This is a genomic window from Thermomonas sp. (genome assembly GCF_019104945.1).
In the GTDB taxonomy this organism is placed as follows: Bacteria; Pseudomonadota; Gammaproteobacteria; order Xanthomonadales; family Xanthomonadaceae; genus Thermomonas.
The window spans coordinates 18,325-30,841 of sequence record NZ_JAHRWW010000053.1 but is presented as its reverse complement, the minus strand read 5'-3'; the positions used below and the strand labels follow the sequence as shown (position 1 = coordinate 30,841).

Sequence of the window (12,517 nt, the reverse complement as noted above, 5' to 3'; positions counted from 1 at the left end):
CTTGAATAATCCCGCCCTTCTCGCACTTGAAGACGGTACCGTCTTTGAGGGTATTTCCGTGGGTGCCCCCGGCTTGTCCGTGGGCGAAGCGGTGTTTAACACCGCCATGACCGGTTATCAGGAAATCCTGACCGACCCGTCTTATGCCCAACAGTTGGTCACCTTGACCTATCCGCATATCGGTAACACCGGTTGCACCGACCAAGACGACGAAGCCAGCCAAGCCTGGGCCGCCGGTTTGATCGTGCGCGACGTGCCGCGCCGCCCCAGCAATTGGCGCAGCCAAGTGTCGCTGCCGGAATGGCTGCAGGCACGCGGTATCCGCGCCATTGCCGGTATCGACACCCGCAAGCTCACGCGCATCCTGCGCGAACGCGGCTCGCAGAATGCGGCTCTGCTGGCTGCGGCCAGCCATGACGAGGTGCTGGACGCCGAACATGCCATTGAAGCGGCGCGCAAATTCCCCGGTCTAAATAATATGGATCTGGCTAAAGTGGTCAGCACCAAGGCTCCTTACCAGTGGAGCGAAGGCCAGCTGGATCTAAACGCCAACGACTGGATCCGTACTCCCCCCAAGTTCAAAGTGGTGGCCTACGACTTCGGTGCCAAGCGCAACATCCTGCGCATGCTGGCCGAACGCGGCTGCGATGTGCATGTAGTGCCTGCGCAGACATCGGCCCAAGACGCACTGGCGCTGCAGCCTGACGGCATCTTCCTCTCCAATGGTCCCGGCGACCCGGCCCCCTGCGACTACGCCATCGAAGCGATTCGCGAGTTTTTGAAGGTCAAAATTCCGTTGTATGGCATTTGCCTTGGCCATCAGCTGCTGGGCCTTGCCATTGGCGCGAAGACCATGAAGATGCCGCACGGCCACCACGGTGCGAACCACCCCGTGCAAGAAATCGCCACAGGCCGCGTGCTGATCACCTCGCAAAACCACGGTTTCTGCATTGACGAGAGCACCCTGCCGGAACGCGCCCGCGTCACCCACCGTTCGTTGTTTGACGGCACCAATCAGGGTATCGAGCTCATCGACGCGCCTGCGTTTAGCTTCCAGGGCCACCCGGAAGCCAGCCCCGGCCCGCAAGACCTGTCCCCCTTGTTTGATCGTTTCGTTGCGTTGATGGAGAAGAACAACAATGCCTAAGCGCACCGACCTCAAGACCATCCTCATCATCGGCGCCGGCCCGATCGTCATCGGCCAGGCCTGCGAGTTCGACTACTCCGGCGCGCAGGCGTGCAAGGCGCTGCGCGAGGAGGGCTACCGGGTGGTGCTGGTGAACAGCAACCCGGCCACGATCATGACCGACCCGGACATGGCCGATGCCGTGTACATCGAGCCGATCAACTGGCAGACGGTTGAGAAGATCATTGCCAAGGAAAAGCCCGACGCGATCCTACCCACCATGGGCGGGCAGACCGCGCTGAACTGCGCGCTGGACCTGGCCGATAATGGCGTGTTGGAAAAATACAACGTTGAGCTGATCGGTGCTAAGCGCGACGCCATTCGCATGGCGGAAGACCGCGAACTGTTCAAGCGGGCGATGACCGAAATCGGCCTTGACAGCCCGAAGTCGGAAGTGGCGCACACCTACGAAGAGGCCGTTGTCATTCAGGCGCAGGTGGGGTTCCCCACCATCATTCGCCCAAGCTTCACCCTGGGCGGCACCGGCGGCGGCATCGCCTACAACCGCGAGGAGTTCGAGGAGATCGTCAAGCGCGGCCTCGAACTGTCGCCCACCAGCGAAGTGCTGGTCGAGGAATCGGTGCTGGGCTGGAAGGAATTCGAGATGGAGGTCGTCCGCGACACCGCGGACAACTGCATCATCGTCTGCAGCATCGAGAACTTCGATGCGATGGGCGTGCACACCGGCGACAGCATCACCGTCGCCCCCGCGCAGACCCTGACCGACAAGGAATACCAGCGCCTGCGCGATGCGTCGATTGCGGTGCTGCGCAAGATCGGCGTCGATACCGGCGGCAGCAATGTGCAGTTCGGCATCAACGCGAAGGACGGCCGCGTGGTCGTCATCGAGATGAATCCGCGCGTGTCGCGGTCCTCGGCGCTGGCGTCCAAGGCCACCGGCTTCCCGATCGCCAAGGTCGCCGCCAAGCTGGCGGTGGGTTATACGCTGGACGAGCTCAAGAACGAAATTACTGGCGGTAAAACCCCGGCGTCGTTCGAGCCGTCGATCGACTACGTGGTGACCAAAATTCCGCGTTTTGCGTTCGAAAAATTCCCCGCCGCAGATTCGCGTTTGACCACGCAGATGAAATCGGTGGGCGAGGTGATGGCGATTGGCCGCAGCTTCCAAGAGTCACTGCAAAAAGCACTGCGCGGGCTGGAAACCGGCAAGATCGGCCTAGACCCCACCGGCCTAGAGCTGACCAATGAAGATGATCTTGTGCGTCTGCGCCGCGAGCTGAAAGAGCCCGGCCCGGAGCGTATTTTCCATCTGGCCGATGCGTTCCGCGCAGGCATGAGTGTGGAAGATGTGCATGCGTTGTCGTTTGTGGATCCTTGGTTCTTAGATCAAATCGAAGAGCTGATCGACGCCGAAATGGACGTGGTGCACCGTGGCTTGGATGGCCTCGACGGCAAGCGCTTGTACGCGCTTAAACGCATGGGCTTTTCCGATGCGCGCATCGCCAAGCTGGCGGGCACCAACGAAACCGCAGTGCGCGCCCTACGCAAAGCCTTCAATGTGCGTCCGGTGTATAAGCGCGTGGATTCTTGTGCGGGCGAGTTCGCCACGTCCACTGCTTATCTGTATTCAACCTATGAGGACGAATGCGAGGCGCAGCCAAGCGACCGCAAGAAAATCATGGTGCTCGGCGGCGGCCCCAACCGGATCGGCCAAGGTATCGAGTTCGACTACTGCTGCGTGCACGCCGCGCTGGCGCTGCGCGAGGACGGGTACGAGACCATCATGGTCAACTGCAACCCGGAAACTGTGTCCACCGACTACGACACCTCCGACCGTCTGTACTTCGAGCCGCTGACGCTGGAAGACGTGCTGGAGATCGTTGAGCTAGAAAAACCGCAGGGCGTGATCGTGCAGTACGGCGGGCAGACTCCGCTGAAGCTGGCCAAGGCACTGGAAGCCAACGGCGTGCCGATCATCGGCACCTCGCCGGACTCCATCGACCTCGCCGAAGATCGCGAACGCTTCCAAAAACTCGTCGATGATTTGGGCCTGAAACAGCCGCCGAACCGCACTGCACGCAGCGCCGAAGAAGCACTGACGCATGCGCGCGACATCGGTTATCCGCTGGTCGTGCGCCCAAGCTACGTGCTGGGCGGCCGCGCGATGGAAGTGGTGCACGCCGACGCCGACCTTGAGCGCTATATGCGCGAGGCAGTGAAGGTTTCGAACGATTCGCCGGTGCTTTTGGATCACTTCCTCGATGCGGCGGTAGAAGTCGATATCGACGTCATCGCCGACCGCGACGGCAATGTACTGGTGGGCGGGGTGATGGAGCATATCGAAGAAGCAGGTGTGCACTCCGGCGATTCGTCGTGCTCGCTGCCGCCATATTCTCTGTCCAAACGCACGCAAGAACGCCTGCGCGAGCAGGTGGTGGCGCTGGCCAAGGCGCTGCACGTGGTCGGCCTGATGAACACCCAGTTTGCCGTGCAAGTAGGCAAGCCTGACGGTAACGAAGAAGACACCATCTACCTGCTGGAAGTGAACCCGCGCGCTAGCCGCACGGTGCCGTTCGTGTCCAAGGCGATCGGCCGCCCGCTGGCAAAAATTTCGGCGCGCTGCATGGCTGGGCAAACCTTGGCCGAGCAGGGCGCGACCAAGGAAATCGTGCCGCCGTACTACTCGGTGAAGGAAGCGGTGTTCCCGTTCGCCAAGTTCCAAAATGTGGATCCGATCCTTGGGCCGGAAATGCGTTCCACGGGTGAAGTGATGGGCGTGGGCCGCAGCTTCGAAGCCGCATTTGCGCGTGCCGAAGAAGCGGCCAATATCAAAGCACCGCAGCCGGGCAAGGCCTTCATCTCTGTGCGTGATCCGGATAAGGCGCGCGTGCTGCCGGTGGCAAAATACATGATCGAGCGCGGCTTTAGCATCGTTGCCACCAGTGGTACTGCCGATTACTTGGCAGCCCACGGTGTTGAGTGCGAGCGCGTCAACAAGGTGGTGGAAGGTCGTCCGCATATCGTCGATTTGATCAAGAACGGCGAAATCTGCTACATCGTCAACACCACCGAAGGTCGCGCGGCGATCAACGACTCGTTCTCGATCCGTCGCGAGGCGCTGCAGGCCCGCGTCACCTATTCCACCACCGTGGCAGGTGCCAGCGCGCTGCTGCATTCACTGGACTATCGCGGCAAGGGCGACGTGCTCTCGCTGCAGGAACTGCATAAGGAGCTGGCATGAGCCGCGCCCCCATTACTGCCAAAGGCGCGCTGCGTCTGCGTTCGGAATTAGATGAGCTGAAATCGGTCAAGCGCCCGGCGATCATTGAAGCGATCGCCGAAGCACGTGCTCATGGCGATTTGAAAGAAAATGCCGAGTACCACGCCGCGCGCGAGCAGCAGGGCTTTATCGAAGGCCGCATCAAGCAGCTGGAAGCTGAGCTGTCGCACGCGCAAATCATTGACGTATCCACCCTCAACGCGGGAGATAAAGTCGTGTTTGGTGCCACCGTGGTACTGGCCGATTGCGATACCGACGAAGAGAAAACTTATCAAATCGTGGGCGACCTTGAAGCCGATATCAAACAAGGTCTCATTGCGATTTCTTCGCCGGTGGCCCGCGCCATGATCGGTAAAAACGAAGGCGACGCCATTACTATCGAAGCCCCTGGCGGCACCCGCGAATACGAGATTATTTCCGTTCGCTACGCGGGTTGATCGAGAGCATTCGTCCGTTGATTCTTCTACTACCGCCGCTACAGAAATTTGGCGGAACGTCTCTGCCCGAGCGGCTTGCAAAAGCACTCGCGCAGGCGGATCGTGGAGCTCTGGCTGCAGGCGAAGAAGCACAGTTACTGCGCTATTTCAAACCGCTGCCACTGCGTTTACCATACGCGCCACTAAGCCGAGTTACCGACATTGGTTTAGCTGAAACCCGCGACGTGCAATGGCTACGTGCAGACCCCGCGCATATCCGTCCTGACATCAATGGCGCACGCTTATTGGGTATTGGCCGCACAGTGGGGATCGAACAGAGCGATGTGGACGCGCTGCTTCCCGCGCTGCGCCCACTGTTCGGTGATCTTGGTATGTTGCTCGATGCGCCATCGCCGGAACGCTGGTATCTCAAGCTCGCAGCGGGGGCCACGCTTCCCACATTCGCCTCGCCCGAGCAGGCGTTAGGGGATGATGTGTTTGAACACATTCCCGATGGGCCAGAAGCGCGGCGCTGGCGGCTATTATTGAACGAGACCCAGATCGTCTTGCACAACCATCCGCATAACGAAGCTAGGCTTGCGGCGGGGCGCGTGCCGATCAACTCGCTGTGGTTCTGGGGCGGCGGGGCGCTGCCCGATTCGATCTCCACATCGGTGACTCAAGTCTTTTCAGATGAAGCGGGTCTGCGCGGTGCGGCACGCCTTGCGAGAATCGCCTGCGGTGAGCTTAGTGATTACAGCGCAACCCCATCGAACGTACTCATTGACCTGCGCCAACAGCGCGACTGGGCCGGGCTGATCCAGCATTGGCTGCTGCCAGCAGCGCACACCGACGCGGTGCTGGATTTTGCTGACGGCGCAGTCTTCACCCTACGCAGCAACCAGCGCTGGCGCTTCTGGCGTAAACCGCTGCGCACCTTGCAAGGATGAGTGCGCCACGCAAGATCGTGCGCCGTCCGGTAGCGAATACCGTCGGCGACTGGCCCGCACAGTGGCCCGACGTCTTGCGCCGCGTGCACAGCGCTCGCGGCAGCCACGATGGCGCGCAGGCCTTGCCGCGCTTGGCCCAATTGCTACCGTACCAGCAGCTTAAAGGTATCGAGCGCGCAGTCGATTTACTGCAAGCCGCCATTAAAGCCCAAGCCCACATCTTGGTGGTGGGTGACTTCGACTGCGACGGCGCTACCGCCACCGCGGTGGGCGTGCGTGGGCTGCGCATGCTGGGCGCGCAGCGCGTCTCGCACGCGGTGCCCAACCGCATCGTACATGGCTATGGGCTCACGCCGGGGCTGGTGGATGAACTCGCTGCGCTCAAGCCTGATCTCGTGGTGACGGTCGATCACGGCATCGCCTGCCATGCGGGTATAGCGGCCGCTAAAGCGCGGGGCTGGCAGGTATTAGTCACCGATCACCACCTGCCGGGAACAACACTTCCCGCTGCCGACGCCATCGTGAACCCAAACCAGCCAGGCTGCAGTTTTCCTAGCAAAGCCCTCGCTGGTGTTGGGGTGATGTTCTATGTGCTGGCCGCGTTACGCGCGCAGCTGGGTGTGCAGGCCGATCTTGCATCCTTACTCGATCTCGTCGCTGTGGGCACCATAGCCGATATGGTGCCGCTCGATGCCAATAACCGCACCCTCGTCGGTGCGGGGCTACGACGCATGCGGGCGGGGCAGGGCGCAGCAGGGCTGAATGCCTTGATCGAAGTATCCGGCCGCCATGCTGCCAGCTTGTCCACCACCGATATTGGCTTCGCCATCGGTCCGCGTATCAATGCCGCCGGGCGGCTGGAAGACATGGGCATTGGTATTGAATGCCTGCTCACTGAAAGCGCCACGCAGGCGCGTGAGCTTGCCAGTGTGTTGAACAGCATCAATGAAGAACGGCGCGCCCTGCAGGGCAATATGCAAGACACCGCTGAAGCGAGTCTCGATGGCATCGACACCCGTGTGACAGCCTGCTTGTTTGACCCCAACTGGCACCCCGGTGTAGTGGGGCTAGTGGCTTCAAAATTGAAGGAAAAACTGCACCGACCGTCCATCGCGTTTGCCCCTGCTGAGCCTGAAAGCGACATGCTGCGTGGCTCGGCACGCTCAATTCCGGGCTTCCATATTCGCGATGCGTTGGCCTTGGTCGATGCCCGTCATCCCGGCTTGATCCCGCGTTTCGGTGGGCATGCGATGGCCGCAGGGCTGAGCCTTGCGCGTGAAAATTTCCCCACCTTCAGCATGGCCTTTTCGCGGGTGGCGAATGAACTGTTGAATGCCGAACTTCTCACCGAAGCGCTCTATAGCGACGGCACGCTTACCGCGGCCGAGATGACCATCCACACCGCACTAGCACTGCGCGATGGCGGTTTATGGGGGCAGGGCTACCCGGAACCGTTATTCGACGGTGCATTTGAGGTACTGAACTGGCGCGTGCTCAAAGAGCGCCACCTCAAGCTGGAACTGGGGCTGGGCGGGCGGCGTTTGAACGCGATCCAGTTCAACGGTTGGGAGGGCGAGGAGCCAGCCCGGCGCATCCATGTCGCGTATCGGTTGGCGCCAGATGACTATCGCGGTGGCGATGCGGTGCAGCTGTTGGTAGTGCATCGGGAAGCAGCGTAAGAGGCTTAAATTTTTGTTAGTGCAGCACCGTAATGCGCAGCAATGTGTTTGCTCTTATCACTTTGAATTTCATACTGCGGCTTGCTTGGCGACGCACGATGCGTATGGCCTTTATAGTCAAAATCGGCCGTATGCACTTTGATGATGCGCCCGCTCACCATCCCAGCCTTTGAATTCCAGCGTACATGGTCGCCAACGGAAAAGGGCGTTGCAGTCATAACGAGATCCTTGGATATAACGCCGCCGAGCATGAATACTCACGCGCGAAGTCTGCGTGAGCAAACTACAAACTGCTAAACTACGCGATTACCTGACGTAAAAGTATTTGCCATGATCGAGCTCAATCCTATCCGAGCCCGCATTGCCGACCTGACCGGGCGGCTGGATGCGCTCCGGGGGTTTCTTTGACTACGACACCAAGCGTGAGCGCCTGGAAGAAGTCGAACGCGAATTAGAAAACCCAGATATTTGGAACGACCCGGAGCGCGCGCAGGCGCTGGGCCGCGAGCGTTCCATGCTGGATAAAACAGTGAACGGCATCCGCAACCTGAAAGAAGGCTTGGTGGGTGCCGACGAACTGCTTGAGCTGGCCGAGATGGAAAACGACGAAGACACCGCGCTGGCCGTTGTGAGTGACGTCGATGGCTACCAAAAAGGCGTGGAAGCGATCGAGTTCCAGCGCATGTTCTCCGGCCAGATGGACAGCTGCAATGCCTTCGTGGATATCCAAGCGGGCGCGGGTGGCACTGAGGCGCAAGACTGGGCGGAAATTCTGCTGCGCATGTACCTGCGCTGGGCCGAGTCGCGCGGCTGGAAGGCCGAGCTGATGGAAGTCTCCGGCGGCGACGTAGCCGGAATCAAATCCGCCACCTTCCGCGTGGAAGGCGAGTACGCCTATGGCTGGTTGAAAACAGAAATCGGCGTGCACCGGCTGGTGCGCAAGTCGCCGTTTGACTCCGACAACCGCCGCCATACGAGCTTTACCTCGGTATTTGTGTCGCCGGAAGTCGAAGACGATATCGACATCGACATCAACCCTGCTGACCTAAGAACCGACGTGTACCGATCCTCGGGCGCCGGTGGCCAGCACGTCAACAAGACCGAATCGGCGGTGCGTATTACCCACGTTCCCACCAATACAGTCGTTGCTTGTCAGACCGAACGCAGCCAGCACGCCAACCGCGACCGCGCGATGAAGATGCTGAAGGCCAAGCTGTACGAGCTGGAAGTGCAGAAGCGCAACGCCGAAAAAGACGCGCTGGAAGCCACCAAGTCCGATATCGGCTGGGGTAGCCAGATTCGCAACTATGTGCTCGACCAGAGCCGCATCAAAGACCTGCGCACCGGCATTGAGCGTTCCGATACGCAAAAAGTGTTGGATGGCGATCTGGATGAGTTCGTAGAAGCAAGTTTGAAATCTGGCCTCGAAGCCGGTGCAAAGCGTAGCGACGCCGCTTAAGTTGAAGGCGCAGCTGGGGCTTAACCTCGGCTGCGCTGCTGTTCTACCAACCGAAACGCCTCACGCACATGTTCGCGCAGATCGGCATCGTCCCACGGCTTTAGCAAGAAGCGGAACACCGCACCTTGGCTAATGGCTTGGCTAATGACGTCCATGTCTGCATACCCCGAGAGCGCCAGCCGGACAGTATTCGGATAAAGATCGCGCACGCGCGAAAGAAATTCAATGCCGCTCATCCCCGGCATTCTCTGATCAGACATGATGACTTGCACATCCTTGCAGGCCAACAGATCAAATGCCTCACTCACGCTGTTCGCGGTCAATATCCGATAACCATCACGGCGTAGTAGCCGCACCAGCGAGCGCAGGATATTGTCTTCATCATCAAGAAGAAGCAAGGTGCGCGAGGCTGCGAAGTCAGTTGTGTTCTGAAAGATATCCGGGCGCAAGAACCGGCTGCGTACAAGCGCATCAATCCCTGCATCGGGCAGGGGAGGGCTAAACAAGTAGCCTTGGAAAAAATCGCAGTGCTGCCGCCGCAGAAAACCCAGCTCGGCTTCGGTCTCCACACCTTTGGCAATTACGGTCATACCAAGTTTATGGCCCATTGCGATCATGCCGCGAAGCAACGCCGCCCTTCGAGGGTTATTTGTAATATTGCGAAGAAAACTATGGTCGATTTTCAAACGCTCTAGCGGGTACTGCGCGAGTGCATTCAACCCTAATCCGCGCGTACCAAAATCAGCAAGGGTCAGAATAGAGCCCTGTGCGCGAAGGCCTTCCAGATTCCCCATAACGTGCGGGTCATCGAGTGCAAGCGCGGATTCCGATATTTCATATTCCAGCGCACTGCCAGGCAAGCCCGTGCGATGGAGTAGGTCGGCAATGATGTCAACGCATTCGAAACGCAATAAGAGCGCGCTCTCTAGCGGCACCGACGCCGTGACATAATCGATCCCGGCACTGCGCCAGCGCTGCACTTGACGCATCGCCGTTTCAATCGTCCAAAGCCCCACTGGCCCTGCCAAGCCCGCACGTTCAATCGCAGGTAATACGCGGTTGGCGCGCAGCACACCTTCTTGTGTATCGTGCCAGCGCAGCAACGCGCTACAGGCCACAATGCTCCCGTCTTGGCCACTGACAACCGGCTGATAATAAAGACGAAACTCGCTATGGGCGATTGCATCAACGAAACGATGTTCCAGCGTTTCTTTCGGAACAGCGTCAGTCGCCTGCGCAGTGAGTTCGGGGGTGTAACTGGCAAAACTGCCGGGGCCTCCGCGCTTGGCTTTCCGTAGCGCTTGCTCTGCAGCTTCAAGTAATGTTTGCGCATCGTGCGCATGTTCCGGGTAACGCGCCAGCCCAATTGAAAGACTGATATCCAGCGTGAATGATGCCCCCTGAAGCGGCGTATCAAACGCGTCGCGCAGCTGTTCCACCAAGGCTTCACCCGCATGCTGTTCGTCACCATGAACGAGCGCAACCACAAACCCTTCGCCACCTAAACGCCAGAAACGCGCATTCTCTGGAATGGTTTGCAGCACGCGCCGCGAGATCGCAACAAGCGCCTGTTCCACTACGTTTTCGCCCATCGCCGCATGGATGGCACCCACGCCATCGACGTCTAAGCACAATAGAGAAAGCTGTTGGTGCCTGCCGTCTGCGGCGGCGATCACCGATTTCAGACTAGGGCCATTGGCGCCCAATCGATAGACTTCGGTCTGTGGAAATCCTAATCCGATTTTGCGCTCATCGATGGGCATGCTTGATTATTGCCAATACGCGTTGAGATTTCTTCCACCTACAACGGCAGGGTCCATTCTAGCCACGATACTATCGCGGCACGACGGCGCACCAAGATCGACGGTTTCCACATGGATATCCTGTTGGCTCGTTAGTGAATGGAATACACGAACGATGGGCGAGAGTAGGGAGTGTTTGCCTGGCTCGGTTACAACGGCCAACCGGTTTGAGGCTAAACGTACCAATGATCCTACCGGATAAATACCCACGGATTTCACGAACGCATTAAAAATACTGGTGTCGAAATGCCCCTGCCACTGCGCCATCTGATGCATCGCCATGGCTGGGTCCCACGGCTCTTTGTAGGCGCGTACGGAGGTTACCGCGTCATACACATCACACACGGCCCCCATGCGCGCGAGCAGGGTAATTTCGTTGCCTTTCAACCCGTGCGGGTATCCTAGGCCGCTGATTTTTTCATGGTGGTGCAGGGCGATATCAACAGCCTCAGCAGACGCACCAGACTGCTGCAACGCGCGCGCGCCTTCCACCGGGTGCTGCTTCATAATGGCGAATTCGTCATCTGTGAGCTTGCCCGGCTTATTGAGCACATCAAGCGGCATGAAGGCTTTGCCAAAGTCGTGCATCAAGCCGCCAACACCTGCTTTCTTGGTTTGCATATCATCCAGCCCAAGCTGCTTAGCAAGTGCCAGCATCAGCCCGCATACCGCAACCGAATGTAGGTAGGTGTAGTCATCGTGTGTTTTAAGCCGCGCTACGCTAATCAATGCAGCTTGGTTACGCGAGATAGAGGCTGAAATTTCTTCAACCAAAGGAATGACTGACGCCTCTGTGACCGTCTTCCCCATGCGCAAGTCTGCAAACAGCTGTTTTACTTCTTCTTTGGCCGCCAAACAAAATGCGCGCGCATGCTCAAGCTCAACCATCATTGAAGTAGGGGCGAGCGATCGTTCTTTACCACCTTGTTGTGCTTCCTCTTCAACAGGCGCAGCCAGCTCAACCGGCCATTCTTCAGGGGCATCAACTTCGGCCACTGCAGTGGATTCGTCCAGCGTAAGCCCTTTGGATTCATCGATCCAAACCGTCCTAATGCCAATGTCCTGAATTTTGCGCAGATCCTCCTGCGTTTCCAGTAAAAAACTACTGCGCACAAAAGGATGGTCTAGCCACGAGGTGCCTAGTTTATGCACGTACATGCCTAGGCAGAGTTGGCCTATTTCAATTTCTCTTACTGCCGTCATTATGTGTGACGCACACCCCTGACATCGCTCATCGCGACAACCGCACATCCTCGCACAGTTGCCGAGCAAGCGTTTTAGTGAAGCTCCTTTATCTGAACCACATCAAATTTTGTGTTTAGGCAACAGACATGTTGCCCAACCCTGCATTTAATTTAGCGTGTGCTAGGCTTGCTCCTTTGTGAGCCCTACATGAGCCGAAAACCATTTACCAGAGACGATGAAGGCGGCACACCTTTTTGGCGTATTTTCGGCGCGGTGCTTGCTGCGCTGATTGTGCATAGTCTTTTGCAAGCGGCCGTTGTTGCGTTGGCTGCAAGGTCCGCTGCCGACAGCTTTAACGAATCCCTGAAGGAGGTGACTTCTCAGCTTGAACAGGCCGCACCTGTGCAACCTGCATCGTTGCCTACGTCGCCTTACCGCAGCGATCAACAGCCGAACCGTTACCCGTCTATGATGGGGCCGGTTCAAGCAATGCAGAAAAAAGCCGCTTTTGCGTGCGTTAACGGCAAGGTGACGCGCATTGGTGGCGGCACATTTGACCAGTCAAACGAGAGATGTTCAGCATACAGCGAATAATCGCG

Annotated in this window: 10 protein-coding genes; 7 read left to right on the top strand and 3 right to left on the bottom strand. The window is 58.6% G+C overall.

What is annotated here, in order from left to right; translation table 11 throughout:
* Window position 1: 1 nt before the first annotated feature.
* The 5 genes from carA to recJ are packed head-to-tail and all read left to right on the top strand — an operon-like array spanning window position 2 to window position 7,472.
* The gene (gene carA, locus KUL77_RS12160) at window positions 2-1,147 is read left to right on the top strand and encodes a glutamine-hydrolyzing carbamoyl-phosphate synthase small subunit (RefSeq protein ID WP_297147617.1); all 1,146 of its coding nucleotides are present in this window, start codon (window positions 2-4) and stop codon (window positions 1,145-1,147) included.
* A complete protein-coding gene (gene carB / locus KUL77_RS12155; protein ID WP_297147615.1) occupies window positions 1,140-4,388 on the top strand; it encodes a carbamoyl-phosphate synthase large subunit in 3,249 nt (1,082 codons plus the stop codon). Before carA ends, carB begins: the two co-directional genes overlap by 8 nt.
* Complete coding sequence (gene greA / locus KUL77_RS12150; protein ID WP_297147613.1) at window positions 4,385-4,864, top strand: transcription elongation factor GreA; 480 nt, start codon at window positions 4,385-4,387, stop codon at window positions 4,862-4,864. Before carB ends, greA begins: the two co-directional genes overlap by 4 nt.
* A 17-nt stretch (window positions 4,865-4,881) precedes the next feature.
* Window positions 4,882-5,793, top strand: a complete 912-nt coding sequence (locus KUL77_RS12145; RefSeq protein ID WP_297147610.1) for a phosphoglycerate mutase — start codon at window positions 4,882-4,884, stop codon at window positions 5,791-5,793.
* Window positions 5,790-7,472: a single-stranded-DNA-specific exonuclease RecJ gene (recJ, locus tag KUL77_RS12140; RefSeq protein WP_297147607.1), complete on the top strand. Its 1,683-nt coding sequence runs from the start codon at window positions 5,790-5,792 to the stop codon at window positions 7,470-7,472. The genes KUL77_RS12145 and recJ overlap by 4 nt, the downstream gene beginning before the upstream one ends.
* A 5-nt stretch (window positions 7,473-7,477) precedes the next feature.
* On the opposite strand, the gene KUL77_RS12135 is transcribed toward recJ, so the two are convergent.
* The gene (locus KUL77_RS12135; protein WP_297147605.1) at window positions 7,478-7,690 is read right to left on the bottom strand and encodes a DUF2945 domain-containing protein; all 213 of its coding nucleotides are present in this window, start codon (window positions 7,688-7,690) and stop codon (window positions 7,478-7,480) included.
* 112 nt (window positions 7,691-7,802) lie between these two features.
* Here KUL77_RS12135 and prfB point away from each other — a divergent pair.
* A protein-coding gene (gene prfB / locus KUL77_RS12130; protein ID WP_297147603.1) for a peptide chain release factor 2 occupies window positions 7,803-8,931 on the top strand; the annotation gives its coding sequence in 2 pieces (ribosomal slippage) (window positions 7,803-7,877 and window positions 7,879-8,931; 1,128 coding nt in all).
* 20 nt (window positions 8,932-8,951) lie between these two features.
* Here prfB and KUL77_RS12125 read toward each other — a convergent pair.
* Window positions 8,952-10,694 (bottom strand): EAL domain-containing protein, encoded by a 1,743-nt coding sequence (locus KUL77_RS12125; RefSeq protein ID WP_297147600.1) that lies wholly within the window; start codon window positions 10,692-10,694, stop codon window positions 8,952-8,954.
* 6 nt (window positions 10,695-10,700) lie between these two features.
* The gene (locus KUL77_RS12120) at window positions 10,701-11,936 is read right to left on the bottom strand and encodes an HD-GYP domain-containing protein (RefSeq protein WP_297147597.1); all 1,236 of its coding nucleotides are present in this window, start codon (window positions 11,934-11,936) and stop codon (window positions 10,701-10,703) included.
* 189 nt (window positions 11,937-12,125) lie between these two features.
* On the opposite strand from KUL77_RS12120, the gene KUL77_RS12115 reads away from it, so the two are divergent.
* A complete protein-coding gene (locus KUL77_RS12115; RefSeq protein ID WP_297147594.1) occupies window positions 12,126-12,512 on the top strand; it encodes a hypothetical protein in 387 nt (128 codons plus the stop codon).
* Window positions 12,513-12,517 lie beyond the last annotated feature (5 nt).

Coding starts and splice junctions, on each gene's coding strand:
- carB (WP_297147615.1), top strand. CDS start 1,140: ATGCCTAAGCGCACCGACCTCAAGACCATCCTCATCATCGGCGCCGGC.
- greA (WP_297147613.1), top strand. CDS start 4,385: ATGAGCCGCGCCCCCATTACTGCCAAAGGCGCGCTGCGTCTGCGTTCG.
- recJ (WP_297147607.1), top strand. CDS start 5,790: ATGAGTGCGCCACGCAAGATCGTGCGCCGTCCGGTAGCGAATACCGTC.
- KUL77_RS12135 (WP_297147605.1), bottom strand. CDS start 7,690: ATGACTGCAACGCCCTTTTCCGTTGGCGACCATGTACGCTGGAATTCA.
- KUL77_RS12125 (WP_297147600.1), bottom strand. CDS start 10,694: ATGCCCATCGATGAGCGCAAAATCGGATTAGGATTTCCACAGACCGAA.
- KUL77_RS12120 (WP_297147597.1), bottom strand. CDS start 11,936: ATGACGGCAGTAAGAGAAATTGAAATAGGCCAACTCTGCCTAGGCATG.
- KUL77_RS12115 (WP_297147594.1), top strand. CDS start 12,126: ATGAGCCGAAAACCATTTACCAGAGACGATGAAGGCGGCACACCTTTT.